Annotated in this window: 24 protein-coding genes, 1 tRNA gene, 3 pseudogenes and 1 riboswitch; of the genes and pseudogenes, 16 read left to right on the plus strand and 12 right to left on the minus strand. The window is 70.9% G+C overall.

The window, feature by feature from the left end; genetic code table 11:
* Window positions 1-80: 80 nt before the first annotated feature.
* Complete coding sequence (locus QFZ58_RS23220; RefSeq protein WP_307126832.1) at window positions 81-1,340, minus strand: PTS transporter subunit EIIC; 1,260 nt, start codon at window positions 1,338-1,340, stop codon at window positions 81-83.
* 218 nt (window positions 1,341-1,558) lie between these two features.
* Between QFZ58_RS23220 and QFZ58_RS23225 the strand changes: the two genes are divergently transcribed.
* The 4 genes from QFZ58_RS23225 (at window position 1,559) to rdgB (ending at window position 3,834) form a co-directional block, all read left to right on the plus strand.
* The gene (locus QFZ58_RS23225; protein ID WP_014046255.1) at window positions 1,559-1,792 is read left to right on the plus strand and encodes a glucose PTS transporter subunit EIIB; all 234 of its coding nucleotides are present in this window, start codon (window positions 1,559-1,561) and stop codon (window positions 1,790-1,792) included.
* A 181-nt stretch (window positions 1,793-1,973) separates the two neighbouring features.
* Window positions 1,974-2,711 (plus strand): ribonuclease PH, encoded by a 738-nt coding sequence (gene rph / locus QFZ58_RS23230; protein WP_307126833.1) that lies wholly within the window; start codon window positions 1,974-1,976, stop codon window positions 2,709-2,711.
* A 111-nt stretch (window positions 2,712-2,822) separates the two neighbouring features.
* Complete coding sequence (locus QFZ58_RS23235) at window positions 2,823-3,212, plus strand: hypothetical protein (protein WP_307126834.1); 390 nt, start codon at window positions 2,823-2,825, stop codon at window positions 3,210-3,212.
* A 19-nt stretch (window positions 3,213-3,231) separates the two neighbouring features.
* Window positions 3,232-3,834, plus strand: coding sequence for an RdgB/HAM1 family non-canonical purine NTP pyrophosphatase (rdgB, locus tag QFZ58_RS23240; RefSeq protein ID WP_307126835.1), 603 nt, complete (start codon window positions 3,232-3,234; stop codon window positions 3,832-3,834).
* 58 nt (window positions 3,835-3,892) lie between these two features.
* Here the strand turns inward: rdgB and QFZ58_RS23245 are convergent.
* The 4 genes from QFZ58_RS23245 to bcp form a co-directional block, all read right to left on the minus strand.
* Window positions 3,893-3,976 (minus strand) — tRNA-Leu (locus tag QFZ58_RS23245).
* Between the two features lie 13 nt (window positions 3,977-3,989).
* Complete coding sequence (locus tag QFZ58_RS23250) at window positions 3,990-4,382, minus strand: hypothetical protein (protein ID WP_307126836.1); 393 nt, start codon at window positions 4,380-4,382, stop codon at window positions 3,990-3,992.
* Between the two features lie 156 nt (window positions 4,383-4,538).
* Entirely contained in the window at window positions 4,539-6,035 is a 1,497-nt protein-coding gene (gene proP, locus QFZ58_RS23255; protein WP_307126837.1) for a glycine betaine/L-proline transporter ProP, read from the minus strand.
* Between the two features lie 136 nt (window positions 6,036-6,171).
* On the minus strand, window positions 6,172-6,639 hold the full coding sequence (bcp, locus tag QFZ58_RS23260) for a thioredoxin-dependent thiol peroxidase (protein ID WP_307126838.1): 468 nt from the start codon (window positions 6,637-6,639) through the stop codon (window positions 6,172-6,174).
* Window positions 6,640-6,768: 129 nt separating this feature from the next.
* On the opposite strand from bcp, the gene QFZ58_RS23265 reads away from it, so the two are divergent.
* The 3 genes from QFZ58_RS23265 (at window position 6,769) to QFZ58_RS23275 (ending at window position 7,987) form a co-directional block, all read left to right on the plus strand.
* Window positions 6,769-7,089: a DUF3618 domain-containing protein gene (locus QFZ58_RS23265; protein ID WP_307126839.1), complete on the plus strand. Its 321-nt coding sequence runs from the start codon at window positions 6,769-6,771 to the stop codon at window positions 7,087-7,089.
* 75 nt (window positions 7,090-7,164) lie between these two features.
* Window positions 7,165-7,503 carry a co-chaperone GroES gene (locus QFZ58_RS23270; protein ID WP_307128964.1) on the plus strand — a complete coding sequence of 113 codons (339 nt, stop codon included), beginning with the start codon at window positions 7,165-7,167 and terminating at the stop codon, window positions 7,501-7,503.
* A gap of 57 nt (window positions 7,504-7,560) precedes the next feature.
* Window positions 7,561-7,630, plus strand: a riboswitch (guanidine-III (ykkC-III) riboswitch).
* 36 nt (window positions 7,631-7,666) lie between these two features.
* Window positions 7,667-7,987, plus strand: coding sequence for a multidrug efflux SMR transporter (locus QFZ58_RS23275; protein WP_307126840.1), 321 nt, complete (start codon window positions 7,667-7,669; stop codon window positions 7,985-7,987).
* Between the two features lie 8 nt (window positions 7,988-7,995).
* On the opposite strand, the gene QFZ58_RS23280 is transcribed toward QFZ58_RS23275, so the two are convergent.
* The gene (locus tag QFZ58_RS23280; protein ID WP_307126841.1) at window positions 7,996-10,404 is read right to left on the minus strand and encodes a transglycosylase domain-containing protein; all 2,409 of its coding nucleotides are present in this window, start codon (window positions 10,402-10,404) and stop codon (window positions 7,996-7,998) included.
* A gap of 222 nt (window positions 10,405-10,626) precedes the next feature.
* On the opposite strand from QFZ58_RS23280, the gene QFZ58_RS23285 reads away from it, so the two are divergent.
* The 4 genes from QFZ58_RS23285 to QFZ58_RS23300 are packed head-to-tail and all read left to right on the plus strand — an operon-like array spanning window position 10,627 to window position 14,032.
* Complete coding sequence (locus tag QFZ58_RS23285) at window positions 10,627-11,427, plus strand: ABC-2 family transporter protein (RefSeq protein ID WP_307126842.1); 801 nt, start codon at window positions 10,627-10,629, stop codon at window positions 11,425-11,427.
* Entirely contained in the window at window positions 11,420-12,307 is an 888-nt protein-coding gene (locus QFZ58_RS23290; RefSeq protein WP_307126843.1) for an ABC transporter permease, read from the plus strand. Before QFZ58_RS23285 ends, QFZ58_RS23290 begins: the two co-directional genes overlap by 8 nt.
* A gap of 9 nt (window positions 12,308-12,316) precedes the next feature.
* Window positions 12,317-13,288, plus strand: coding sequence for an ATP-binding cassette domain-containing protein (locus QFZ58_RS23295; RefSeq protein WP_307126844.1), 972 nt, complete (start codon window positions 12,317-12,319; stop codon window positions 13,286-13,288).
* A 54-nt stretch (window positions 13,289-13,342) separates the two neighbouring features.
* Window positions 13,343-14,032 carry a DUF1707 domain-containing protein gene (locus QFZ58_RS23300; protein ID WP_307128965.1) on the plus strand — a complete coding sequence of 230 codons (690 nt, stop codon included), beginning with the start codon at window positions 13,343-13,345 and terminating at the stop codon, window positions 14,030-14,032.
* Between the two features lie 14 nt (window positions 14,033-14,046).
* Here QFZ58_RS23300 and QFZ58_RS23305 read toward each other — a convergent pair whose 3' ends face one another.
* On the minus strand, window positions 14,047-15,291 hold the full coding sequence (locus QFZ58_RS23305) for an SGNH/GDSL hydrolase family protein (RefSeq protein WP_307126845.1): 1,245 nt from the start codon (window positions 15,289-15,291) through the stop codon (window positions 14,047-14,049).
* Between the two features lie 141 nt (window positions 15,292-15,432).
* Here QFZ58_RS23305 and QFZ58_RS23310 point away from each other — a divergent pair, with 141 nt between their 5' ends.
* Window positions 15,433-16,767, plus strand: coding sequence for a DUF445 domain-containing protein (locus tag QFZ58_RS23310; RefSeq protein WP_307126846.1), 1,335 nt, complete (start codon window positions 15,433-15,435; stop codon window positions 16,765-16,767).
* 301 nt (window positions 16,768-17,068) lie between these two features.
* On the opposite strand, the gene QFZ58_RS23315 is transcribed toward QFZ58_RS23310, so the two are convergent.
* A complete protein-coding gene (locus QFZ58_RS23315; protein WP_307126847.1) occupies window positions 17,069-17,371 on the minus strand; it encodes a hypothetical protein in 303 nt (100 codons plus the stop codon).
* A gap of 229 nt (window positions 17,372-17,600) precedes the next feature.
* Between QFZ58_RS23315 and QFZ58_RS23320 the strand changes: the two are divergent.
* Both QFZ58_RS23320 and QFZ58_RS23325 read left to right on the plus strand, forming a co-directional pair.
* A pseudogene (locus QFZ58_RS23320) lies at window positions 17,601-19,018 on the plus strand (MFS transporter).
* Window positions 19,015-19,587, plus strand: coding sequence for a TetR/AcrR family transcriptional regulator (locus tag QFZ58_RS23325; protein WP_307126848.1), 573 nt, complete (start codon window positions 19,015-19,017; stop codon window positions 19,585-19,587). Before QFZ58_RS23320 ends, QFZ58_RS23325 begins: the two are co-directional and overlap by 4 nt.
* A 175-nt stretch (window positions 19,588-19,762) precedes the next feature.
* Here QFZ58_RS23325 and QFZ58_RS23330 read toward each other — a convergent pair whose 3' ends face one another.
* The 4 genes and pseudogenes from QFZ58_RS23330 to QFZ58_RS23345 all read right to left on the minus strand — a co-directional run bounded on the left by QFZ58_RS23330 (window position 19,763) and on the right by QFZ58_RS23345 (window position 22,709).
* Window positions 19,763-20,548 (minus strand): DeoR/GlpR family DNA-binding transcription regulator, encoded by a 786-nt coding sequence (locus tag QFZ58_RS23330; RefSeq protein ID WP_307126849.1) that lies wholly within the window; start codon window positions 20,546-20,548, stop codon window positions 19,763-19,765.
* A gap of 31 nt (window positions 20,549-20,579) precedes the next feature.
* The gene (locus QFZ58_RS23335; RefSeq protein ID WP_307126850.1) at window positions 20,580-21,434 is read right to left on the minus strand and encodes a class II fructose-bisphosphate aldolase; all 855 of its coding nucleotides are present in this window, start codon (window positions 21,432-21,434) and stop codon (window positions 20,580-20,582) included.
* 152 nt (window positions 21,435-21,586) lie between these two features.
* Window positions 21,587-21,658, minus strand: a pseudogene (locus QFZ58_RS23340) (excalibur calcium-binding domain-containing protein); the annotation flags it as partial.
* 184 nt (window positions 21,659-21,842) lie between these two features.
* Window positions 21,843-22,709 (minus strand): helix-turn-helix transcriptional regulator, encoded by an 867-nt coding sequence (locus QFZ58_RS23345; protein ID WP_307126851.1) that lies wholly within the window; start codon window positions 22,707-22,709, stop codon window positions 21,843-21,845.
* A 137-nt stretch (window positions 22,710-22,846) separates the two neighbouring features.
* Between QFZ58_RS23345 and QFZ58_RS23350 the strand changes: the two are divergent.
* Together QFZ58_RS23350 and QFZ58_RS23355 are read left to right on the plus strand one after the other, a co-directional pair.
* Window positions 22,847-23,543: pseudogene (locus tag QFZ58_RS23350) on the plus strand (SDR family NAD(P)-dependent oxidoreductase).
* A gap of 144 nt (window positions 23,544-23,687) precedes the next feature.
* Window positions 23,688-24,164 carry a GNAT family N-acetyltransferase gene (locus QFZ58_RS23355; protein WP_307126852.1) on the plus strand — a complete coding sequence of 159 codons (477 nt, stop codon included), beginning with the start codon at window positions 23,688-23,690 and terminating at the stop codon, window positions 24,162-24,164.
* Window positions 24,165-24,167: the final 3 nt, after the last annotated feature.

Below are 24,167 nucleotides of genomic sequence, written 5' to 3' on the forward strand. Positions count from 1 at the left end.
TAGTTCCACCGGCACCCTGGGTGACACGGCGAAGACCCCCGGACCGTCAGGCCCGGGGGTCTTCGTGCAGGGTAGGAAGCCTACTTCGTCATGTCCTCCTCCACCTTCTCCTCCTCCTCCGGAGGCTCCCGCCCGGGGGTCTGGAGATTGAACTTGGTGATCGCGAACCGGAAGATCGCGTAGTAGACGACCGCGAAACACAGTCCGATCGGGATGATCAGCCACGGTTTCGTATCCAGATGCCAGTTGACGACGTAGTCGATCAGCCCGGCCGAGAAGCTGAACCCCGCATGCACGCCGAACGCCCAGGTCACCCCCATCGACACACCGGTGAGGATCGCGTGCACCCCGTACAGCAGTGGCGCGACGAAGAGGAACGAGAACTCCAGCGGCTCCGTCACGCCCGTGACGAACGACGTCAGTGCCACGGACAGCATCAGCCCGGACACCTCCTTGCGCCGCTCCGGCCGCGCGGTGTGGGCGATGGCCAGGGCCGCGGCCGGCAGGCCGAACATCATGATCGGGAAGAAGCCCGAGGTGAACTGGCCCGCCGAGGGGTCGCCCGCGAAGAAGCGGGAGATGTCGCCCTGCACGGTGCCGCCGTCACTGCCCGTGAACTCGCCCGCCTGGAACCAGAAGAACGTGTTCAGGAACTGGTGCATGCCGATCGGGATCAGCAACCGGTTCGCGAACCCGAAGATCGCCGCGCCCCAGGCGCCGAGATCGATCAACTGCTTGGCGAACCACGTGAGCGCGTCACCCACCGGCTGCCACAGGAGGCCGAACAGCACGCCCAGGATCACGCAGAGGAACGCCATCAGAATCGGTACGAGCCGGCGCCCGTTGAAGAACCCGAGCCAGTCGACCAGCTTCGTGCGGTGGTACCGCTGCCAGATGACGGCCGTGAGCAGACCGATGATGATGCCGCCCAGGACCCCCGGATTCTGCGGTACGCCGTCGGGCGTGGCCTCGGTGACCGTGTTGTCGACGGGGAACGCGGCCAGCACGCCCCGGTAGACGAGGAAACCGACGACCGCGGCGAGCGCCGTCGAGCCGTCGGCCTTCTTCGCGAATCCGATCGCCACACCGATGCAGAAGAGCAGGGGGAGGCCGACTTCGCCGTCGAGGATCGCCGTCCCGCCGTTCAGGAGGACCTTGGCGAACTTGTCCCAGAAGGCGCCGTGGAGAGAGGAGTCGAAGAGATTGCCGAGGCTGACCAGCAGACCCGCCGCCGGCAGGACGGCCACCGGCAGCTGCAGGCTGCGCCCGACCTTCTGCAAGCCTTGGACCGGCCCGTTCCACCACTTGCGCTGCGGTGCTGCAGCCGCGCTCGAGCTCATCGGCATCCTCCCGGAACACGCCAGGTTTGGCGGGCGTTGCAAACTGGTGTAGACCAGTTGCGATACGGTGCGGAGCCCGCTGCAAGGCAGGGCGCCGGTGATCGTCATCATTGGGGACTGCGCGGTTACCCGCCCGTGAAGTTGGGCCAACCGTGCGTTACCGTGACGAAACGGACCCACGGTGGGCCGCCCACGCACGCACAGACCAGGAGAAGGACATGGCCAGCAAGGCTGAGAAGATCGTCGCCGGGCTCGGCGGTATCGACAACATCGACGAGATCGAAGGCTGCATCACCCGCCTCCGTACCGAGGTCCACGACCCCAGCAAGGTCGACGAAGCCGCACTCAAGGCCGCCGGCGCCCACGGCGTCGTCAAGATGGGCACCGCGATCCAGGTCGTCATCGGGACCGACGCCGACCCCATCGCCGCCGACATCGAAGACATGATGTGACCGGCTGACCCCGGCCGGCCCACCGCGGTCCCGCACCGCACCGCAGGCCCCGCTCCCGCCGTCCCCACCGGCCCGGAGCGGGGCCTGCGGCACGCGGCCCCGCACACGGCCGGGGACCCCGCGCCGGGGCCGGAAGTGCACCCGAACGGAGCCACTCCCGCCAGCCGATAGGCTCGGCGCCATGTCTCGTATCGACGGCCGCACCCCCGAACAGCTCCGCCCCGTCACCATCGAACGCGGATGGAGCAAGCACGCCGAAGGCTCCGTACTCGTCTCCTTCGGCGACACCAAGGTCTTCTGCACCGCCTCCGTCACCGAAGGCGTCCCGCGCTGGCGCAAGGGCAGCGGCGAAGGCTGGGTCACCGCCGAATACTCCATGCTGCCCCGCTCCACCAACACCCGCGGCGACCGCGAGGCCGTACGCGGCAAGATCGGCGGCCGCACCCACGAGATCAGCCGCCTCATCGGCCGTTCCCTGCGCGCCGTCATCGACTACAAGGCCCTCGGCGAGAACACCATCGTCCTGGACTGCGACGTCCTCCAGGCCGACGGCGGCACCCGCACCGCGGCCATCACCGGCGCCTACGTCGCCCTTGCCGACGCCATCGCCTGGGCCCAGGGCAAGAAGATCGTCAAGCACGGACGCAAGCCCCTCACCGGCACCGTCGCCGCGATCAGCGTCGGCATCGTCGACGGCACCCCCCTCCTCGACCTCTGCTACGAGGAGGACGTCCGCGCCGAGACCGACATGAACGTCGTCTGCACCGGTGACGGCCGCTTCGTCGAGGTCCAGGGCACCGCCGAGGCCCAGCCCTTCGACCGCACGGAACTGGGCGCGCTGCTCGACCTCGCCACCGCCGGCTGCGCCGACCTGACGGCCCTCCAGAACGAGGCGCTCGCCCGTACGCTCGGCGAGTAGAGCGGGTAAAGAAGCAACCAAATAAGCACCGCAGAGCGTCGTTACGCGTACGGACGCACGGGTCGAACCGTGCGTCCGTCCACGTATCCACCCCCGGGGAGGGACCGCACCATGGCCTCGCGCCGCCACCACCGCACCGCACTCGCCGTCACGGCCACCCTGCTGACGCTCACCGCAGCGGCCGGCTGTGGAGCCGTCGACAAGGCCCTGGACTGCGTCCGCACCGCCGACGCCATCGCCACCAGCGTCGACAACCTCCAGCAGGCGATATCCAACGCCTCCAACGACCCGACGCAGGCCTCCGAGGCCCTGGACCAGATCGACAAGGAGCTCAAGGACCTCGGCGACACCACGGACGACGCCGACCTCGGCAAGGCCGTCGACGACCTCCAGGCAGGCGTCACCAGCGTCCGCGCCTCCATCGAGAAGGGCGACGCCACCCCCGACATCGCCCCGGTCACCGACGCCGCCACCGAGATCGGCAAGATCTGCACACCGTGATCCCGGCGATAATCGACGCATGACCCGCCTGATCCTCGCCACCCGCAACGCCGGGAAAATCACCGAACTCCACGCGATCCTCGCCGACGCAGGTCTCACCCACGAACTCGTCGGCGCGGACGCGTACCCCGAGATCCCCGACGTCAAGGAGACCGGCGTCACCTTCGCCGAGAACGCCCTCCTCAAGGCCCACGCCCTGGCGCGCGCCACCGGCCACCCGGCCATCGCCGACGACTCCGGCCTCTGTGTCGACGTACTCGGCGGCGCCCCCGGCATCTTCTCGGCCCGCTGGTCCGGCACCCACGGCGACGACCGGGCCAACCTGGACCTGCTCCTGGCCCAGCTCGGTGACATCGCCGACCCCCACCGCGGGGCCTACTTCGCCTGCGCCGCGGCCCTCGCCCTCCCCGACGGCACGGAACGCGTCGTCGAGGGCCGCCTCACCGGCACCCTGCGCCACACCCCCGCGGGCACCCACGGCTTCGGCTACGACCCGATCCTCCAGCCGGACGACGAGACCCGGACCTGCGCGGAACTCACCCCGGCGGAGAAGAACGCGATCAGCCACCGCGGCAAGGCGTTCAGGGCTCTGGTGCCGGTGGTGCGGGAGCTGGTGGGCTGAGGTCCGCTGACACGCCGAAGGCTCAGCGCGCACGGGGCGGGCTGAGCCTTCCGTGATGTACGCGAGGAGGGACTCGAACCCTCACGCCACTAGGGCACTGGTACCTAAAACCAGCCTGTCTTGCCAATTCCAGCACTCGCGCGTGTAGCGGCAGTCTACAAGGACAGCGGTGGCCGGTAGGAAGAGGCTAAGTCGTTACCGTCTCGGCTCGACTCGGTTGCGGCAGGGAAGTGGCTGACGTCGATCCCTGCAGCCGCAATGCGGCGGGCGATGTGCGACAGCGTGCCGGTCGCCGGTGTCGCACCCAGCTCGAGGACGACCTCGCGCAGCGATGACGACGATGTCGCAGCAGCGGCGATGGCTGCGTCGGGATACTTACGCCATGGGCTCCGCTGCTTGAAGTGGCCTGTGTCGAGACCGAGCTCCGCGACCTTGCCCTTGAGGACGCGGTGTCTCCCGCCACTCTTCTTCAAGCCCGAACGCCGCATGAGGTCCGTCCAGTTGCTCGCCGCTGCCACAGCCGGTGCGAGCCTCGCTGGGTCGTACACCTCGGACGTCCTGCCTCCGCATCCGGCCGCGCGTTCGCGGCCTCGTACGGAGCAACGAACCGCTTATCGGATGGTCTCGTCCACAATGCGATGAGATGCGGAAGGGCCCGTACCGCGTCGGGGGAAAGCGGTACGGGCCCTGGCGTGCGGGGTGTGTCAGAACTTCGGGTCGGGGCTCTGGGCGTGGACCAGTTCCGCTGCTTCTTCTTCCGTCTCCACCGAGGGCGGGGAGCCGGCGAGGGGCTTGTTGGCGGTCTCCTTCATGCAGGCCACCGCGATCACGCCGACCAGGGCCGCCGCCATCGCGTAGTACGCCGGCATGAGGTTCGAGCCGGACCAGCTGATCAGGGCCGTGATCACGAGCGGGGTCGTGCCGCCGAAGATCGAGGCCGAGAGGTTGTAGCCGACCGACAGGGATCCGTAGCGGACGTTCGTCGGGAACAGTGCGGGCAGGGCGGCGGACATCGTGCCCAGCATGCAGACCAGCGAGAGGCCCAGCATCAGCATGCCGACGGTGATCGCCGGGATGCTGCCCTGGCGGATCAGGAGGAAGGCCGGCAGGGACAGGAACAGGAAGCCGAGCATCCCGGCCATCAGCAGCGGCTTGCGGCCGAACCGGTCGGAGAGCTTGCCGAACCGGCTGATGACCAGCATCAGGAAGACCATGACGGCGAGCAGGATGAGCAGACCGTGGGTCTCGCTGTAGCCGAGCTCGTCGGAGAGGTACGTGGGCATGTACGACAGCAGCATGTAGTCGGCGATGTTGTACGCGCCGACCAGGGCGATGCACAGGAGCAGCGTCGGCCAGTACTGCCGGAAGATCTTGGCGAGGTCGCCCTTGGCGGTGGACTCGACGTGGTCGGCGGCCTCGGTGGCGTGGGTGGTGCCGCCCTCCAGCTTCTGGAAGGCGGGGGTCTCGTCCAGGCGCAGTCGCAGGTAGAGGCCGACCAGGCCGAGGGGACCGGCGACGAGGAACGGGATGCGCCAGCCCCAGGACTCCATCTGGCCGGTGTCGAGCAGGGCGTACAGGAGGGTGACGAGCCCCGCGGCACCGACGTATCCGGCGAGGGTGCCGAACTCGAGGAAGCTGCCGAAGAAGCCGCGGCGCTTGTCGGGGGCGTACTCGGCGATGAAGGTGGAGGCGCCGCCGTACTCACCGCCGGTGGAGAAGCCCTGCAGCATACGGAAGAAGATGAGCAGGACCGCGGCCCAGACGCCGATCGTGCCGTGGGAGGGGATCAGGCCGATCGCGAAGGTGCCGATCGCCATGAGGATCATGGTGAGGGCGAGGACCTTCTTCCGGCCGATCTTGTCGCCCATGGGCCCGAAGAACATTCCCCCGAGTGGCCGTACGAGGAAGGCCACGGCGAAGGTCGCGAACGAGGAGAGGAGCTGGGTGGTGTCGTTGCCCGACGGGAAGAAGACGTGCCCGATGGTGACGGCCAGGTAGGAGTAGATACCGAAGTCGAACCATTCCATGGCGTTACCGAGCGAGGCCGCCCTCACCGCGCGCTTGACCGCCTGGTCGTCGGTGATCGTGATGTCCGTCCGACGGAGCCGGGGGTTCTGCCGCTTCCTGATGGCACGGAAGAGCGCAGGATGCCGTTTGACCGCGTCCGGGTCGGCCGCCTGTTGGGGGTCGGAGGCCGCCATGGCCGGTTCCTTTCCTCGACGGGAGTTCCAGGAAAGGCTTCTGCGCCGTCATGGCGTGCGCAAACCGAATCGATGGGCGATTGGGACGTCGATCACACCGGTCGCATGTTTCCGGCCATGGCGCGCCCGGTCGGTCTCAGATGCCGAGATCCTTGATGATCTTCGCTACGTGCCCGGTCGCCTTGACGTTGTAGAGGGCCCGCTCCACCTTGCCCTCTTCGTCGACCACGATCGTGGACCGGATGACCCCTGTCACCACTTTGCCGTAGAGCTTCTTCTCCCCGTACGCGCCGTAGGCCTCCAGCGTCTCCTTGGAGGGGTCGCCGACCAGGGTGACCTTGAGGTCCTCCTTCTCGCGGAACTTCGCGAGCTTCTCCGGCTTGTCGGGGGACACGCCGATGACGTCGTATCCGGCGCCGGCGAGGAGCGCGAGGTTGTCGGTGAAGTCGCAGGCCTGCTTGGTGCAACCAGGGGTAAGTGCCGCGGGGTAGAAGTAGACGATGACCTTGCGGCCCTTGCGGTCCGCGAGCGACACCTCGTTGCCGTCGGCGTCCGGAAGGGTGAAGGCGGGGGCGGTGTCGCCGGCCTGGAGTCGCTCGCTCATGTCTCTCCTCGAGTGGCACACGGACTGTGTGGGACCGAGCGTAATAGGGGGTGCCGCCGGGTGTTGGGGCGGCCGAGCTGACAGACTGTCGATGAAGGTTTACCCGACGACGACCACGGAGGCGGCGCAGTGTCGGATACCAGGACCCCTGCGCAGATCGAGGCGGACATCATCAGCAGGCGCGAGCAGCTTGCCGTGGTGCTGGACGAGATCGGGGTGCGGATGCACCCGAAGACGATGATCGGTGACGCGAAGGCCAGGGTGGCCTCGACGGTGGACCGGACGGCCGGGCGTGCGTTCGTGGCGGTGAACCGGACGGTGTCGGACGTGAGGGCGCAGTTCGTGTCGGAGGACGGTTCGCCGCGCCTGGAGCGGGTGATCCCCGCGGCGCTGGTGGTCGCGGGAGCGGTGGCGCTGCTGACGGTGTCGGTGCGGAGCAGGAAGCGCTGAGGCCCTGTCCCCGGCTGCCCGGGGGCGTGGGGTGGGGCGTGGGCAGGTAGATTTTCGGGCGTGAGCGACAACGGCGTGAGCCAGAACCCCGACGACAAGCTGCCCATCCGCATGCTGCACGACCGTGTGCTGGTCCGGTCCGATACGCCGGAGGGTGAGCGGCGGTCGGGCGGCGGCATTCTGATTCCGGCGACGGCTGCGGTCGGCCGGCGTCTGGCGTGGGCCGCGGTGGTCGCGGTGGGTCAGAACGTGCGGACGGTCGAGCCGGGTGACCGGGTGCTGTACGACCCCGAGGACCGCGCGGAGGTCGAGGTGCGGGGCGTGGCCTACGTGCTGATGCGGGAGCGCGATCTGCACGCGGTGGCGGCGGACCGGTTCGAGGGGTCCGTGGACTCGACGGGCCTGTACCTGTAGGAGAGGCCGACTCAGCGGCTGACGGTGGGCCTGGTGACCGTTGTCACCAGGCCTTTCGCTGTTTTTTGCTACGGTGGGGGACCCCGACGAGACGCGCCGTACCGGGTTTCCGCAAAGACGACGCACCCGTGTTGTTCGCGTGTTCCGTCGTGGAGGTGCCGTCGTGGCGTGGGTTCTGCTGTTGGTCGCCGGTCTGCTGGAAGTGGCCTGGTCGATCGGGATGAAGTACACCGAGGGGTTCACCCGGCTGTGGCCGAGTGTGTTCACCGGGCTCGGGATCGTAGCCAGCATGGTGCTGCTGTCGCAGGCGGCGAAGACGCTGCCGATCGGCACGGCGTACGGGGTGTGGGTCGGGATCGGTGCGGCGGGCGCGGCGGTACTGGGCATGGTGGTGCTGCACGAGCCGGTGACGGCGGCCCGGATCTTCTTCGTCTGTCTGCTGCTGGTGGCCGTGGTGGGGTTGAAGGCGACGTCCGGGCACTGACGCCCCGCTCAGTGGCGGGGGGCGGCGGTGCTCCGGGTGGGGGCGGCTTCCCGGCCTCCCGGGTCGGTTTCCCGGCCCCTCGGGGCGGGCGCCGCCGGCGCCGCAGGGGTCGCGGAGACGGTGCCCCGGCCTTTCGGGGTCGGGGTGGCGGGTGCTCCGCCGGCCGGGGGGCCGGGAGTGGCCCCGGGCGGGTGCTCGATGGTGGGGGCCTTGGTGGGCCTGGTGGTGCGGTCGCCTGACCGTCGCCCGGCGGGGGAGTCGGTGTCGCCGCCTTCGGCCTCTTCGGTGTCCCCGGGCCCCTCCGAGGCCCCGGATTCGTCCGGCTCCGGCTCCTCGGGGCCTTCGTCGGCCTCCAGCTCGAAGCCCTGTACCTCGCTGTCTTCCAGTGCCGCGCGGGTGTAGGCGCCCCACGTCTGGGCGGGGGCGCCGCCGCCGTTCATCCGGGCGAGGCCGAGGGCTCCGTAGAGCGGTTTCTGGACACCGGTGTCGGGGTCCTGCCCCATGACGGCGATGACGGTGGCGAGGTCGGGGGTGTAGCCGGCGAACCAGGCCGCGCGGTCCTCCTCGGCGGTGCCCGTCTTGCCGGCGGCGGGCCGGCCCGCCGCCTGGGCGGCGGTTCCGGTGCCGCCCTTGACCACGCTCAGCAGGACGGAGGTGGTGGTGTCGGCGGCTTCGCGGCTGACGGCCTGGCGGGTGGTCCTGGCGGGGAGTTCGAGGGCGGTGCCGTTCTTGCTGATCTTCGCGACGAGGGTGTGGGGCCGCTGTCTGCCGTGGTCGGCGAGGGTGGCGTAGGCGGAGGCCATGTCGACGACGCTGGCGGTGGCGGGGCCGAGGGCGATCGAGGGGGTGGCGGTGAGGTCGGGGGTGTCCCGGGGGATGCCGAGGGCGATCGCGGTGTCCTTGACCTCGGCGGGGCCGATGTCCTGGGCCATCTGGGCGTAGACGGCGTTGACGGATTTGTCGGTGGCTTCGCGGACGGTGATGGAGCCGTAGTCGACGTCGTCCTCGTTGGCCGGGGAGTACCCGGTGGAGCCGGTGGCGCTCTGGACGGTGCGTTCGTTGGTGCCGTCGTAGCGGGTGTTGGGGGTGATGGCACGGCCGCCCTGGGTGGTGGAGCCGTTGGCGAGGGCGGCGGCGAGGACGAAGGGCTTGAAGGTGGAGCCGACCTGGTAGTCGCGGCGGGTGGCGTTGTTGACGTACTGCCTGGTGTAGTCGACGCCCCCGTAGAGGGCGACGACGTGGCCGGTGGCGGGGTCGATGGAGGCGCCGCCGGCGCGGACGTTGCGGTCGGCCTCGCGGTCGTCGCTGGTCTTGGACAGGACGTTGTCCTCGACGGCTTCGACGAGGGCGTCCTGCTTGTCCTTGTGGAGGGTGGTGGTGATGCGGTAGCCGCCGGTGGCCAGGGTCCTGCCGTCGATGATCTTGTTGTCGGCGAGGTAGGCCTCGACGGCCCGGACGATGTAGCCGCGCTGGCCGGAGAGGGCGGTGGCGGGCTTGGCCTCGTCGGGGACGGGGAAGGTCATGGCCTTGCGTGCGGAGCGGGTGAGCCAGTCCTGCTTGACCATGCCGTCCAGTACGTAGTCCCAGCGGGCGAGCACGGCCTTCTTGTTCTCCGGGTGGGAGACGACGTCGTAGTTGCTGGGGGAGTTGAGCAGGGAGGCGAGGTAGGCGCCCTCGCCGGCGTCGAGGTCCTCGACGTCCTTGCCGTAGTAGGCGTGGGCGGCGGCCTGGATGCCGTAGGCGTTGCGGCCGAAGTAGCTGGTGTTGAGGTAGCCCTCGAGGATGTCGTCCTTGCTCTGTTCCCGGTCGAGCTTGATCGAGATGAAGAACTCCTTCGCCTTGCGGACGACGGTCTGTTCCTGGCCGAGGTAGTAGTTCTTGACGTACTGCTGGGTGATGGTGGAGCCGCCCTGGCGTCCCTTGCCGGTGAGGGTGTTCCAGCCGGCGCGGATGGTCGCCTTGATGTCGATGGCGTCCTCGGAGTAGAAGTCGCGGTCCTCGGCGGCGAGGACCGCGTGCTGGATGGTGCGGGGGATGCGGCCCAGTGGGACCTTCTCGCGGTTGATCTCGCCGTCCCGGGCGATGACGTTCTTCCCGTCCTCGTACAGGTAGACGTTGGCCTGGGCGGTCGCGGTGGCGTTGGCGGCGGGGATGTCGATGAGCTGGTAGCCGGCGACGAATCCGCCGACGAGGAGCAGGGCCAGAAGGAGGACGCCGCCGAGGACCATCCGCCAGGTGGGGACCGCCCGGCGCCAGCCGGTTCGCTTGGGGCGTTTCGTGCGCCCCTTCTTCTCGGGCACGCCGTCCTCGCCCGGAGGCTCCGGGGTGGGGGGCGCGGCCGAGGGGTCCCGGGGGACCCAGCCTTCGGGGCCCTGCTGACCAGGGTCTGAGCTGTGCTGCGGTGGCTCGTGGCTCATGACGGTGGAGGCTCCTCGACGCCGGGTGATTTTCCCATATTGCACTTTTTGGGCGGTTAACCCCCGGATCCGATGCGGAAATCGGGTCGCGGCGGCCGTCCGGCGTGGGCTAGGTTCGTTCGCTTTGGTCCTGCGCGTGGATCGGCGGGCCGACCCGCATGCGGTCCCGCATGCGGCTTCGGGTGGGGCGGTCCCGGCGTGGCCGGGAGGGGAGGGGGACCGGTGCGGCTCTATGCGGTGGTGGCGGCCGGCGGGTTCCGGCGGTACGCCACGTACCGGGTGGCGACGGCCGCGGGAGTGTTCACCAACACCGTCTTCGGTTTCGTGATGGCGTACACCTACATGGCCCTGTGGCAGGAGCGTCCGCGGCTCGGCGGGTACGACACGTCGCAGGCGCTGACGTACGTGTGGCTCGGGCAGGCGCTGCTGATGACCTGCGCCATGATGGGCGGCGGTTTCGAGGACGAGCTCATGGAGCGGATCCGTACGGGGGACATCGCGGTCGATCTGTACCGGCCGGCCGACCTGCAGCTGTGGTGGCTGGCCGGAGACCTCGGCCGGGCCGCGTTCCATCTGCTGGGGCGTGGGGTCGTGCCCATGGCGCTGGGGGCGCTGGCCTTCGATCTGGCGCTGCCCGGCTCCCCGTGGCGGTGGCTGGCCTTCCTGGTGTCGGTGGCGCTGGGCGTGGTGGTCAGTTTCGCCGTGCGGTTCCTCGTCGCGCTGTCGGCCTTCTGGCTGATGGACGGGGCGGGTGCGATGCAGATGGCGTGGCTCGCCGGGCTGTTCTTCTCGGGGATGCTGCTGCCGCTCAATCTCTTCCCGGGGGCGCTGGGTGAGGTGGCGCGGGCCCTGCCGTGGTCGTCGCTCCTGCAGGTGCCTGCCGATGTGTTCCTCGGCAGGCACACGGGATGGGACCTGGTGCGGGCGTACGCCTTCCAGGCCGGGTGGGCGGTTGCGCTGTTGCTGGCGGGGCGGTTGCTGCAGTCGGTGGCGACCAGGAGGGTGGTGGTCCAGGGTGGCTGAGACCGAGGCTGTGCGGGTGGGTGCGGCGGAGGCGGATCGGCGGCCGGAGGGGACCGCGTTCTCCGACCGGTCGCGGCTGGTCGAGGGGGTCCGGGCGTACGGGCTGATCGTGGCGATGTGGCTGCGGTCGACGTTGGCCTACCGTGCGTCGTTCGTGATGACGACGGTGGGGAACTTCGTCGCGACGGCCTTCGACTTCCTCGCGATCATGCTGATGTTCACGCATGTCGACGCGCTGGGCGGCTTCACGCTGCCCGAGATCGCGCTGCTGTACGGGGCGTCGGCGACCGCGTTCGGGCTGTCGGACCTGGTGCTGGGATCGATGGACCGGCTCGGCCGGCGGGTGCGTGACGGGACGCTCGACACGTTGCTGGTGAGGCCCGTACCGGTTCTGGCGCAGGTGGCGGCGGACCGGTTCGCGCTGCGCAGGCTCGGGCGGATCACGCAGGGGCTGCTGGTGCTCGGGTATGCGCTGGTGACGCTGGACGTGGAGTGGACGCCGCTGAAGGTGGTGATGCTGCCTCTGATGGTGCTGAGCGGGGCGGCGATCTTCGGGGCGGTGTTCGTGGTGGGGGCGGCGTTCCAGTTCTTCGCGCAGGACGCCTCGGAGGTGCAGAACGCGTTCACGTACGGCGGCACGACGCTGTTGCAGTATCCGCCGTCGATCTTCGCGCAGGACCTGGTGCGCGGGGTGACCTTCGTGGTGCCGCTGGCGTTCGTGAGCTGGCTGCCGGCGCTGTATGTGCTGGGCCGGGACTACCCCTTGGGGCTGCCGGGGTGGGTGGCGTTCCTGCCGCCGTTGGTGGCCGGGGCGTCCTGGGTGCTCGCGGGCCTGGCGTGGCGGGTGGGGCTGCGGGCGTACCGCAGCACGGGAAGCTGAGGGGCGGATATGGGCGACACGGATTTCATCGAGCTCGACGGGGTCGAGAAGGTCTTCGACGTGCGCCGCAGGGCGGGTTTCCTGCGGCGGGAGCGGCACGAGGTGCGTGCCGTGGACGGCATCAGCTTCCGGGTGCCGCGCGGCGAGATGGTGGGTTACATCGGCCCGAACGGGGCGGGCAAGTCGACGACGATCAAGATGCTGACGGGCATTCTCACTCCGAGCGGCGGCCGGTTGCGGGTGGCGGGCATCGACCCCTCCCGGGAGCGTATGAGGCTTGCGCACCGCATCGGGGTGGTGTTCGGGCAGCGGACCACGCTCTGGTGGGACCTGCCGTTGCGTGATTCGTACCGGCTGGTGCACCGGATGTACCGGATCCCGGATCGCCGCTTCAGGGAGAACATGGATCGGTGCGTCGAACTCCTCGACCTGGGCGCGTTGTTGGACACGCCGGTGCGGCAGTTGTCGCTGGGGCAGCGGATGCGGGGTGACATCGCGGCCGCACTGCTGCACGATCCGGAGGTGCTCTATCTGGACGAGCCGACGATCGGGCTCGACGTGGTGTCCAAGGCCAGGGTGCGGGAGTTCCTGCGGGACCTGAACGCCGAACGGTCCACGACGGTGTTGCTGACCACGCACGACCTCACCGACATCGAGCAGTTGTGCCGGCGGGTGATGGTGATCGACCACGGCCGTCTGGTGTACGACGGAGGGCTCGCCGGGTTGCACGAGGTGGGGGAGAGCGAGCGCACCCTGGTGGTGGACCTGGCGCGGGAGCTGCCACCGATCGACCTGGCGTCGGAGCCCTCGGTGCGGGTGGTGAAGGTGGAGGGGCCGCGGCAGTGGCTGGCGTTCCCGGCGTCGGCGTCGGCGGCGGGCCTGGTGGCGCGGATCGCGGCGGACTATCCCCTGGTGGACCTGTCGGTGCGGGAGCCGGACATCGAGGCCGTGATCGCGAAGATGTACGCGGCGTCCTCCTAGGCCCGTGAAACCTCGCTCTATAGGGTTCGCGGTATGACAGGTGAACGTCCGGACATGCGGGCCTCCGATGCGGAACGTGAGCGGATCGCCGAGACGCTGCGGGAGGCGGTGGCGGAGGGCCGGCTGGACATGGACGAGTTCGAGCAGCGGCTCGACGCGACGTACAAGGCCCGCACGCACGGGGAGTTGGAGCCGCTCGTCAGGGACCTGCCGGTGCCGGGTGCGGCGGTGGCGGGTCTGCCGTCCGTGCCGGGGCGCGGGGTGTCCACGCCCGTGGACTGGTCGCGCAGGATCGGTGGTCCCGCGACGTCGACCGGGGCGTTCGCCTTCTGGGGCGGGTTCGGCCGCAGGGGCCGCTGGACGGTGGGGCGGGTGTTCACCGCGTTCGCGATGTGGGGCGGCGGCGAGATCGACCTGCGCGAGGCGCACTTCGAGGACCGCGAGGTGGTGATCCGCTGCTTCACGATCATGGGCGGGATGCAGGTGAAGGTCACGCCCGACGTCCATCTGCACGTGAACGGCGTCGGGATCATGGGCGGGTTCGACGAGCAGACGAAGGACGCGGGCGAGCCCGGCCCGGACGCCCCGCGGGTGCGGGTGACCGGGTTCGCCCTGATGGGCGGGGTGGGTGTGGACCGCAAGTGGAGCAAGGCGCAGCGGCAGCGGCTCAGCGAGGCCGGGCGCGTGGACCGGTTGCGGCTGGAGCGGCCGGATGCGGGTGAGGGGCGCAAGGAGCTCGGCTGAGGCGGGGCCGCCGGTCAGAACATGTGCGCCATGGCGGCCCCGGACACGGCGTCGAGGTCGATGGAGCGGCCCAGGGCCCGGTAGCCGGTGTCGTTGAAGTGGAGCCGGTCGCCGGAGTCGTAGGCGGGCAGGATCCGGTCGGGAGCGTAGGGGTCGCGGACGGTCCGGTCGAAGTCGAGGTAGTCGTCGAACACCCGGCCGGCCCGGATCTGCTTGTTGACGGCGAGGCGTACGTCGTTGCGTGCGGGTGTCCAGGTGTGGAAGCCCTGGAACGGGGTCAGTGTCGTCCCGACGACCCGCAGCCCACGGGCGTGGGCGCGCTCCGTGAGGGCACGGAGCGCGGCGACGATGCGCCCCGGGTCGCTTTCCTGGGGCGCCAGCTGTACGTCGTTGATGCCGAGCGCGATGATCAGGGTCTTCGCTCCGGCGACGGAGAGCGCGTCGCGTTCGAAGCGATGCGTCCCCCGGGGGCCGCCCCGGCCGCTGGGGCTCTCACGCAGCAGGCGGTTGCCCGAGATGCCTTGGTTGGCGACTCCGTACCGGTGGTGCAGGCGGTCGGCCAGGACGTCAGGCCAGCGGTTGTCGGCGTCGGTGGTGGAGCCGCTGCCCGCGGTGAGCGAGTCGCCGATGACGACGATCGCGCCGGGTGAGGTGGCGTTGCGGACGTCGACGGCCGTCAGGTGGCGCCAGGTGGTCGTGGACCAGGTCCCGCGGGTGTCGGCGAGGTAGGACGTGCGGTGGCTGCCGGGGTGCTGGGTGACGGGACCACCCGCCCGTGGGGTGCGCAGGCTCACGACGAGGTCGGCGTCGGGGGCGACGGTGACGGTCACGGGGTCGCTGACGATCTGCCGGCCCGCGGGCACGGTGACGGTGGGCCGGCCCCGGAAGGTCACAGGGCGGGTGTCGACGCTGGCCCGGTCGATGACGAGCGGGGTGGTACCGAAGAGGTTGGACAGGGTGATGCGTGCCGCGTCACCGCCGACGCTGGTGTGCACGATGTTGCGGAAGGTGCGGCCGGGGTAGCCGTGCGCGGTGTTCGGTTCGCCGCTGACCGGTGCAGCGGTCCAGGTGGCGACCCAGGCGCCGGAGGAGTCGGCCGGGTCGGCGAGGCTGTGGGCTGCCGCGTTCGCCTCGGTCCCGGTGAGCGGGGCCTGCCGCTCTCCGGCGATCAGTGCCGTACCGAACGCCATGGCGGCGGCCAGTACGGCGGTACCCGCCACGAGGGCGATGAGCAGGGCGTACCCCTGGCGCCTGGGCATGTGCGGTGGTTCTCCTTGCGGTGTTCGTGCGTGTCTCATGATGCGACAGGCCCCGGGGAACTCGACGTGCGGCCCGGGAGTAGGTGAGGTAGGGACAATGCGTACGGCACGGAGTGACGCGTACGCGGACGGGTGGAGCGGATGGAACAGCACACGGAGCAGGGTCCGGAGCCGGCCGGAGCCGCCGGGCGATCGGCGGGGGCGTCGCTCGGCGGGTTCGCGTACACCGCCGCCGACGAGGAGAAACGGCGGGGGGTGCGCCGGATGAAGACCACCGCCACCGCTCTGCTCCTGCTCGTCGCGCTCGTGTACGTCCTCGCCACCTGGGCGAGGAACGAGGGTGGGGGCGGCTGGCCGGGCTACGTCGCCGCGGCCGCCGAGGCGGGAATGGTGGGTGCGCTGGCCGACTGGTTCGCGGTCACGGCGCTCTTCCGCCGCCCGCTCGGTCTTCCCATCCCCCACACCGCCATCATCCCCACCAAGAAGGATCAGCTCGGGGCCTCCCTCGGTTCCTTCGTGGGCGAGAATTTTCTCTCCGGGGACGTCGTTCGTGGCCGGATTCACGCATTGGGGGTCGGCGCGCGGCTGGGGGCCTGGCTGTCCGAGCCGGAACACGCGGACCGGGTCACCGACGAGCTGGCCACCGCGCTGCGCGGCGCGCTGACCGTGCTGCGGGACTCCGACGTGCAGGCGGTGGTGGGTGAGGCGATCACCCGGCGGGCGGACGCCGTGGAAGTCGGCCCGGGCCTGGGGAAGATGCTGGAGAGGATCGTCGCGGACGGTGGCCACCGCAGGGTCGTCGACCTGGTCTGCGTACGCGCCCACGACTGGCTGGTCGAGCACGAGGGCTCCGTCATGGACGCCGTGCAGGGCGGGGCGCCGGGCTGGACGCCGCGCTTCGTCGACAAGCGGGTGGGGGAGCGGGTCTACAAGGAACTGCTGCGCTTCGTCACGGAGATGCGCGACATGCCGGGCCATCCGGCGCGTGACTCGATCGACACGTTCCTGACCGACTTCGCGGCGGACCTCCGGACGGACGCGGACACCCGGGCCCGGGTGGAGCGGCTCAAGTCGGAGATCCTCGGCCGCGGGGAGGTGCAGGACGTCATCGCCTCGGCATGGTCCTCCGTCCGTTCGATGATCATCGCGGCGGCCGAGGACGAGCGGAGCGAGCTGCGGCTGCGTGCCAGGGCCTCGCTGCTGTCGCTGGGCTCCAGGCTGTCGACGGACGAGCGGCTGCAGGCCAAGCTGGAGGGCTGGCTGGAGGACGCGGCGGTGTACGTCGTCACGACGTACCGGGCGGAGATCACGTCACTGATCAGCGATACGGTCGCCGGCTGGGACGCGGATCAGACGTCGAGGAAGATCGAGGCGCACATCGGCCGTGACCTGCAGTTCATCCGGATCAACGGCACGGTGGTGGGGGCGCTGGCCGGTCTGGTGATCTATTCGGCCTCGCGGGCGCTGGGGGCGTAGAGGCTCACAGGGAGCGCGCCGGGGGCGCGCCCGTCCTGTCGTACGGGTGCGCCCCCGGGTCACGCGGGGGAGTTGCTGTTCAGTACGCACCCGGCGGCGCCCGTGTTCAATCCCCCGGCACGGACTTTCCCGGACGCGGCCCTTCCTCACCCCCGGCCTCCGCCATCCCGGGGGCGGTGCGTCCTCGTGGCGGTGCGGGGAATCCCCGGAGGCGGTGCGTTTTCGTGGCGCTGCCGGGGATTCCCGGAGGCCGTGCGTTTTCGTGGCGCCGCGGGGGATCCCCGGTTGCGGCGACGGGGCCTCAGGCGCTGCGGCGGGTGACAGCCCAGGAGGCCGCGGCCATGCCGCCGGCCACGGCGAAGACCGCGGGCCAGGCACCGATCTTCTTGGCGAGCGGGTGCGAGCCCGCGAACGCGGCCACGTAGGCGGCGCCCAGTCCGGCGGCCGCGCGCGCTCCCGCCTGCCGGTTCCACTCGTAGGCGGCCACCGAGCCGGCCGCGGCCAGGGCGACCCCGCCCAACGGGCGCTTCTTCGTCCACCGCGCGATCGCGTACCCGCCGACGAGTCCGCTCGCCGCCACCGCCGCTGCCGGGACCTTCGCCATAACCGCCACCTTCGCTCGTTTTGTTGCCGGTCGGGAATCCGAGGCTAACGCGCCGGCCCGGCCCCCCGGTTCCCGGGGGGTGTACGTACGTTTACCCTGGGGGTGAACGTACGTACACCCCTTCCCCTCCCGCCCGTACGGAGACCAGATGACCGCACCGGCCGCAGCTCCGAGCCACCCGCGTCTCGCCGTCGGCGTCCTGGCCTTCTGCGGCGTCGTGGTCGCGGTCATGCAGACGATCGTCGTCCCCCTCCTCCCGCACATCCCGGAACTCACCGGGGCCACCCCCGCCGCCGCCAGTTGGCTGGTCACCGTCACCCTGCTCACCGGAGCGGTCTTCACCCCCGTCCTCGGACGGATCGGCGACATGTACGGCAAGCGGCGTGTGCTCCTCATATCCCTGGGCGTCCTCGTCGTGGGCTCGGTGCTCTGCGCCGTCAGCTCGCACATCGGCGTACTGATCGCCGGCCGCGCCCTGCAGGGAGCGGCGATCGCCGTGGTGCCGCTGGGCATCAGCATCCTGCGCGACGAACTGCCCCCGAGCGGGTCCTGTCCGCGGTGGCGCTGATGAGCTCCACGCTGGGCATCGGCGCAGCGGTGGGACTGCCCGTGGCGGCCCTCGTCATCGAGAACTTCGAATGGCACACCATGTTCTGGGTCTCCGGCGCCATCGGCCTCCTCGACATCGTCCTGGTGCTCCGTTGCGTACCGGAGTCACCGCTGCGCTCCGGCGGCCGGTTCGACGCGCTCGGCGCCCTCGGCCTCACCGCCGCGCTGGTCTGCCTGCTGCTGGCCGTCACCCAGGGCGGCGGCTGGGGCTGGACATCGGCGCGCACCCTCGGCCTGCTCGCCGCCTCGGTCGCCGTCGCGCTGCTCTGGGGCGCGTACGAGCTCCGGGTGCGCACCCCCATGGTCGACCTGCGCGTGTCCGCCCGGCCCCAGGTGCTCCTGACGAACGTCGCGGCGCTCCTGATCGGCTTCGCCTTCTACGCCAACTCCCTGGTCACCGCCCAGATGGTGCAGGAGCCGAAGGCCACCGGTTACGGGCTCGGCGCCTCGCTCGTCGTCAGCGGGCTGTGCCTGCTCCCCGGCGGACTGGCGATGGTGGCCCTCTCGCCCGTCTCGGCCAGGATCTCCGCACAGCACGGGCCCAGGACGAGCCTGGCGCTCGCCGCCGGGATCATCGCCGTGGGCTATGTGGTGCGGTACTTCACGAGTCACAGCCTCTGGATGATCATCGCAGGCGCCACGGTCGTCGCGGCGGGTACGGCGATCGCGTACTCCGCGCTCCCCGCGCTGGTGATGCGCGGCGTCCAGATCGGCGAGACGGGCGCCGCGAACGGCCTGAACACCCTCATGCGCTCGATCGGCCAGGCGTTCTGCAGCGCCGCGGTGGCGGCCGTGCTGGCGAACATGACCTTCGTGGCGGCGGGCAGCACGGCGCCGACGCTCCAGGCCTACCGGCTGGTCTTCCTGATCGCCTCGGGCGCGGCGCTGCTGGCCCTCGCGGTGACGCTGTGCCTGCCGGGCAACCACGCGGGCACGGGCGCGGACACCGGCCCGGGCGCGGAGGCGGGTACGGTCGGCAGGAAGAAGCGCAGGAGCAGCGGCCGTGAGCGGACGGTGCCGATCCAGGAGGGTGCATGACCGCCCGAGGTGCCGCAGTACCGAGCCCGGCGGAGGCGACCACGGGCAGGGACGCGATCCTGCGTGCCGCCCGCCGGGCGTTCACGCAGCGCCCGTACGCGGAGGTGACCATCCGCGGGATCGCCGCCGACGCCGGGGTGAGCGCGGCCCTCGTGGTGAAGCACTTCGGGCGCAAGGAGGAACTCTTCAACACGGTCGCCGACTTCGGTCCGGCGGCCGATGAGCTCTTCGGCGCCCCGCTCGACGGGCTCGGCCGCCACATGGTGCTCGCCCTCGTGCGCCACCGCAGGGAACAGCAGGGCGACCCGTTGCTGCGCGTCGTCTTCTCCCTGGGGAACCACGACGAACGCTCCCTGCTCCGTGACCGGTTCCACGAACAGGTCACCGTGCGCCTCGCGGCTCTCCTCCCCGGTCCCGAGCCCGCCCTGCGTGCCGAACTGATCGCCGGCCAGCTCATCGGCCTCGGAGCCACCCTCAGCCTCCACCGCGAGGGCGCGGGGTCCCTCGCCACGCCCGAACACCTCGCGGACCTGTGCGCTCCCGCGCTGCAGAACCTCGTGACGGGCTGACCTGCCGGGGCAGCGGAGTCCGGGCCACGCGACGAGAGGGCTCCCCTCTTCTTCCGTGACGGCCTGCGTCCCGCGATGCCCGCCGCGCTCCTTGCCGACGTCCGGACGCAGGGCCGCCCGGAGGACCAGCGCTGACGCCCGGAGGACCACCGCTGACGGGACGTCGTACGAGACGTCACACGAGCCGTACGTCGATCCCCAGGGCGGTGAATTCCTCGACGACGTCCGCGGGGGCGTCCTGGTCCGTGACGAGGATCGACACGGCGCTCGTCTCGCAGACCTGGGCGAAGGCACGGCGCCCCAGCTTCGCGGAGTCGGCCACCACGACGACCGTGTGGGCACACTCGGCGAGCGCCCGGTTCGCCCCGGCCTCGGACTCGTCGTGCGTCGCCGCCCCGAAGCGGGGGTGCACGGCGTCCACGCCCAGGATCGTGTAGTCCAGGGCGAGGGTCCGCAGGACGGAGTCCACGAGCGGGCCGACGAGTTCGTAGGAGTTGGGGCGGGCCACGCCGCCGGTGACGACGATCTTCACGTGGGGGCGGACCGCGAGCTCGTTGGCGATGTTGATCGCGTTCGTCACGACGGTCAGCGCGGTTCCCCCGCCCCCGCCGGCCGGCTCGGGCCGCACGGCGAGCTCCCTGGCCACCTCGGAGGTCGTCGTACCGCCGTTGATGCCGACGGTCGAACCCGAGGGGATCAGTTCGGCCGCGGCCTTCGCGATGCGCTGTTTCTCATCGGCCTTGCGGGCCGCCTTGTAGCGCAGCGGCAGGTCGTAGGCGACGGTGCTCACCACCGCACCGCCCCGGGTGCGGGTCAGCAGGTTCTGCCGGGCGAGCTCGTCCAGGTCGCGGCGGACCGTGGCGGGGGAACAGCCCAGCCGCTCGGCGGCGTCGAGTACGTCGAGATGGCCCTGGTCGCTGAGGATCTCCAGCAGCCGGGTCCATCGCGTGTGTGCCGCCACCTGGTCCTCCTTGCGCTCGCCGCCGCCGACCTTATCGCGCCCGGTCGTCCCCGGTGCGGGCCAGTACGTGCAGCAGGCGCGTCACCTCGGCGGCGACGGCGTCGCGGGCCGGGCCGAGGTAGGTGCGGGGGTCGGCCGCCTGGGCATGGGCGTCGAGGTAGGTGCGGACGGCCCGGGTGAACAGCTTGTTCAGGTGCGTGGAGATGTTCACCTTCGTCATCCCCGCGCCGACGGCGTCGGCCAGGCCGGTGTCCCCGACGCCCGAGGAACCGTGCAGGACGAGCGGGACGCCCACCGCGTGGCGCAGCCGGGAGATGAGGGCGAAGTCGAGGACGGCGTCGCGGGTCAGCATGGCGTGCGAGCTGCCGACCGCCACGGCGAGGGCGTCGACGGCCGTGGCCTCGACGAACGCGCGTGCCTCGTCCGGATCGGTCCGCACGCCGGGGGCGTGCGCCCCGTCCTTGCCGCCGACCTCGCCGAGCTCCGCCTCCACCCACACACCGTGGCCGTGGCAGTGCTCGGTGATCGCACGGGTCGCGGCGACGTTGTCGTCGTACGGGAGCGTGGACGCGTCGAACATGACGGACGTGAATCCGAGCCGGACGGCCTCGTCGACCAGGGCGGGCGACTCGGCGTGGTCGAGGTGCACGGCCACCGGGACTCGGGCCGCCCGTGCGACGGCGAGTGAGGCGAGCCCGATCGGTTCGAGGGAGCCGTGGTAGCGGGTGGTGTTCTCGCTGATCTGCAGGATCACCGGCAGTCCGGCCGCCTCCGCCCCGGCGACGATGGCCTGCGCGTGTTCGATCTGCACGACGTTGAAGGCCCCGACGCCCCTCGCTTTCGTCCGTGCCTCGTGCGTGATGTCACCGGTGGATATGAGCGGCATGGGCTTCCCTCGCAGGTACAGGCTGCATGAATCCAGGCGGATGATGCTCGAAGTTGCTCATTTATAGCCTGTTTGAAGCAGCTTGAAAAACAGCAGCCGCCTCCGGACGGTGGCCGGAGGCGGCTGCTGACGCGCCGGGAGGGGGTGCGGGGCTACGCGCAGGCGACTCCGTCGCCGTGCCGGTCGAGGTGCGATCCGTAACCGGGGTCCCCGCAGTGGATGGGGGCGGCTCCTGTGCCGCTGAGGGGCCGATGCCCGCAGTGGGGGGACGGCTCGGCGGCGACGGCCGGTGAAGGAAGCGGAAGCGTGAATCCGTGGAAAAGCTATGTGCGCACGGGCGCACGAGCGCACGGGCGCACGAGCGCACGAGCGCACGGACGCACGGGCGGCCGTGGACCGGGAGCGGTCCTATGCCGTGGGGCCGGCCGCCGACATGGCCTGGATGCCGATGACGTCGAGGAGTCCCAGCCGGTCGGCGCTCTCGCTGCCCGGGACCGCCGTGTAGGCGACGACACGCAGGTCGCTGCCGGCGGCGACCAGCACGTCGCAGTCGAGGGCGAGGGTGCCGACATCGGGGTGGTGGACGGTCTTGGTGCCCGACACGTGGACACCCACGATGCCCGAGTCCCACAGGGAGGCGAACGCGGGCCGGCTCTCGCGCAACTCCCTGACCAGGGTGCGCAGTCCCGCGTCGGAGGGGTAGCGGGCGGTGGCCGTTCGGAGGTCTCCGACCATGGCCGCCTCGAAGTGGGACTCCTGCTCGGGGGTCTGCCTGACCCGGCCGGGCAGGCCGGCGAAGTGGCGCCAGATGAGGTTGCGTTCACGCCCCCGAAGGCCGGACGGATCCCCGAACAGGGCCGCCCACGGGCGGTTCCACTCGATCAGGTTCCACGCGGCGTCGTGGACGCTCAGCGGGGCGCCGCCCAGCTGGTCGAGCAGGCGGCGCAGCCCGGGCGGGACGTGGACGGGGATCTGGCCGGGGCCGGGGACGGGCTGCCCGGCGAGGACGTACAGGTGCTCGCGTTCGGCGTCCGACAGGCGCAGGGCGCGGGCCAGTGAGGACAGGACCTGCGGGGAGGGAGAGGTGGCTCTGCCCTGTTCGAGGCGGGTGATGTAGTCGACCGACAGGCTGGCGAGCTGGGCCAGTTCCTCGCGGCGGAGCCCGGCGGCCCGGCGCACCCCTGCGGTGGGCAGTCCGACGGTGGCGGGGGAGAGCCGGTCGCGCCAGCCGTGCAGCGCGCTGCCCAGTTCCTTCGAGTCCTTGGTTTCGCTCACCGTTCCAGTATCCGGGGACCGCTCCCGGACAGCCTGGTACTGCCGGTCCACCGGCTGGGGAAGGTACTGCCTGCGCGCCGGTGATGCGAGGACGGTGGGGCATGACCCACTCACCGACCGATCCCCGGAGCGGACACATGACCATCACACTCATCACCGGAGCGAACAAGGGCCTCGGTTTCGAGACCGCGCGGCGCCTCGTGGAGGCCGGGCACACCGTGTACGTCGGGGCCCGCGACGCCCGGCGCGGGCAGGAGGCGGCGGCGCGCCTCGGTGCCCGCTTCGTGCCGATCGACATCACCGACGAGAAGTCCGTCGAGGCAGCCGCCGCATCCGTGCGCGAGGAGGCGGGCCGCCTGGACGTCCTGGTCAACAACGCCGGGATCGTCGGCGTGCGCAAGCCGGTCGGGGAGGTGACCCGGGGACGACATGCTGGGCACGTTCGACACGAACGTCTTCGGGGCCGTCCGGGTCACCCGCGCCTTCCTGCCGCTGCTGGAGGTCGGTGACGCGTCGGTCGTCGTCAACGTCGGCAGCGGTCTCGGCTCGATCGCGGCGACCACCGACCCCGAGCGGATCGAGTTCCAGGTGGCCGCACTCGACTACAACTCCTCCAAGACCGCCCTGGTCATGGTGACCTCGCAGTACGCCAAGGCCTACCCGCACATCAGGTTCAACGCCGTCGACCCCGGTTACACGGCGACCGACCTCAACGGCAACCAGGGCACCAACACCGTCGAGGAGGGGGCGGAGGTCATCGTCCGCCTGGCTTCCATCGGCGCGGACGGCCCGACCGGCGGATTCTTCGACGAGGGCGGCCCGGCCGCCTGGTGACCGCGCCACCCGGCGGGCCGGCAGGTGCCCGGGCCGTGGGGCACCTGCCGTGCGACACGGCCTGTGCGACACGGCCCGTGGGGCACCGGCCGGGGCGGGCGTCAATCGATGGTCCGGCCGCCGCAGCGCCCGTACTGTGCCCCCATGACAGCGCAGCCCCGCCTGGAGAAGGTCACGCCCGAGAACGTGCTCGACGCCTGTCGCCTCACGGTCGCGCCCGAGCAGGAACGGTTCGTCGCCCCGGTCGCCCGGTCGCTGGCCGAGGCGTACGTCCAGCCCGAAACCGCCTGGCCGCGGCTGATCGTCGACGGCGACCGGCTGGTCGGCTTCGTGATGGCCTTCTTCGACGTACGGTTCGACCCCGCGAACCCCGCGGACCGGCCCCGCTCCGGGCTCTGGCGCCTGGCCGTCGCCGCCGGTGAACAGGGCCGGGGCTACGGTCGTTTCGCGGTGGAGGCCGTCTGCCAGGAGATCCTGCGGCGCGGACAGGACCGCGTCACGGTGACCTGGGGGCAGGGGGAGCACGGTCCGGAGGAGTTCTATCTGCGGCTCGGCTTCCGCAGGACCGGCGAGATGAGCGGGGACCAGGTCGTCGGCGAGCTGGACCTGCCCCGCACCTGACGC

Origin of the sequence: Streptomyces sp. B1I3 (assembly GCF_030816615.1) — a bacterium.
Taxonomy (GTDB): Bacteria; Actinomycetota; Actinomycetes; order Streptomycetales; family Streptomycetaceae; genus Streptomyces.

What these genes read in the sequence shown, in the direction of transcription:
- QFZ58_RS23220 (WP_307126832.1), bottom strand. Translation starts at nt 1,340, where the DNA reads ATGAGCTCGAGCGCGGCTGCAGCACCGCAGCGCAAGTGGTGGAACGGG.
- QFZ58_RS23225 (WP_014046255.1), top strand. Translation starts at nt 1,559, where the DNA reads ATGGCCAGCAAGGCTGAGAAGATCGTCGCCGGGCTCGGCGGTATCGAC.
- rph (WP_307126833.1), top strand. Translation starts at nt 1,974, where the DNA reads ATGTCTCGTATCGACGGCCGCACCCCCGAACAGCTCCGCCCCGTCACC.
- QFZ58_RS23235 (WP_307126834.1), top strand. Translation starts at nt 2,823, where the DNA reads ATGGCCTCGCGCCGCCACCACCGCACCGCACTCGCCGTCACGGCCACC.
- rdgB (WP_307126835.1), top strand. Translation starts at nt 3,232, where the DNA reads ATGACCCGCCTGATCCTCGCCACCCGCAACGCCGGGAAAATCACCGAA.
- proP (WP_307126837.1), bottom strand. Translation starts at nt 6,035, where the DNA reads ATGGCGGCCTCCGACCCCCAACAGGCGGCCGACCCGGACGCGGTCAAA.
- bcp (WP_307126838.1), bottom strand. Translation starts at nt 6,639, where the DNA reads ATGAGCGAGCGACTCCAGGCCGGCGACACCGCCCCCGCCTTCACCCTT.
- QFZ58_RS23280 (WP_307126841.1), bottom strand. Translation starts at nt 10,404, where the DNA reads ATGAGCCACGAGCCACCGCAGCACAGCTCAGACCCTGGTCAGCAGGGC.
- QFZ58_RS23295 (WP_307126844.1), top strand. Translation starts at nt 12,317, where the DNA reads ATGGGCGACACGGATTTCATCGAGCTCGACGGGGTCGAGAAGGTCTTC.
- QFZ58_RS23300 (WP_307128965.1), top strand. Translation starts at nt 13,343, where the DNA reads ATGCGGGCCTCCGATGCGGAACGTGAGCGGATCGCCGAGACGCTGCGG.
- QFZ58_RS23305 (WP_307126845.1), bottom strand. Translation starts at nt 15,291, where the DNA reads ATGCCCAGGCGCCAGGGGTACGCCCTGCTCATCGCCCTCGTGGCGGGT.
- QFZ58_RS23310 (WP_307126846.1), top strand. Translation starts at nt 15,433, where the DNA reads ATGGAACAGCACACGGAGCAGGGTCCGGAGCCGGCCGGAGCCGCCGGG.
- QFZ58_RS23315 (WP_307126847.1), bottom strand. Translation starts at nt 17,371, where the DNA reads ATGGCGAAGGTCCCGGCAGCGGCGGTGGCGGCGAGCGGACTCGTCGGC.
- QFZ58_RS23325 (WP_307126848.1), top strand. Translation starts at nt 19,015, where the DNA reads ATGACCGCCCGAGGTGCCGCAGTACCGAGCCCGGCGGAGGCGACCACG.
- QFZ58_RS23335 (WP_307126850.1), bottom strand. Translation starts at nt 21,434, where the DNA reads ATGCCGCTCATATCCACCGGTGACATCACGCACGAGGCACGGACGAAA.
- QFZ58_RS23355 (WP_307126852.1), top strand. Translation starts at nt 23,688, where the DNA reads ATGACAGCGCAGCCCCGCCTGGAGAAGGTCACGCCCGAGAACGTGCTC.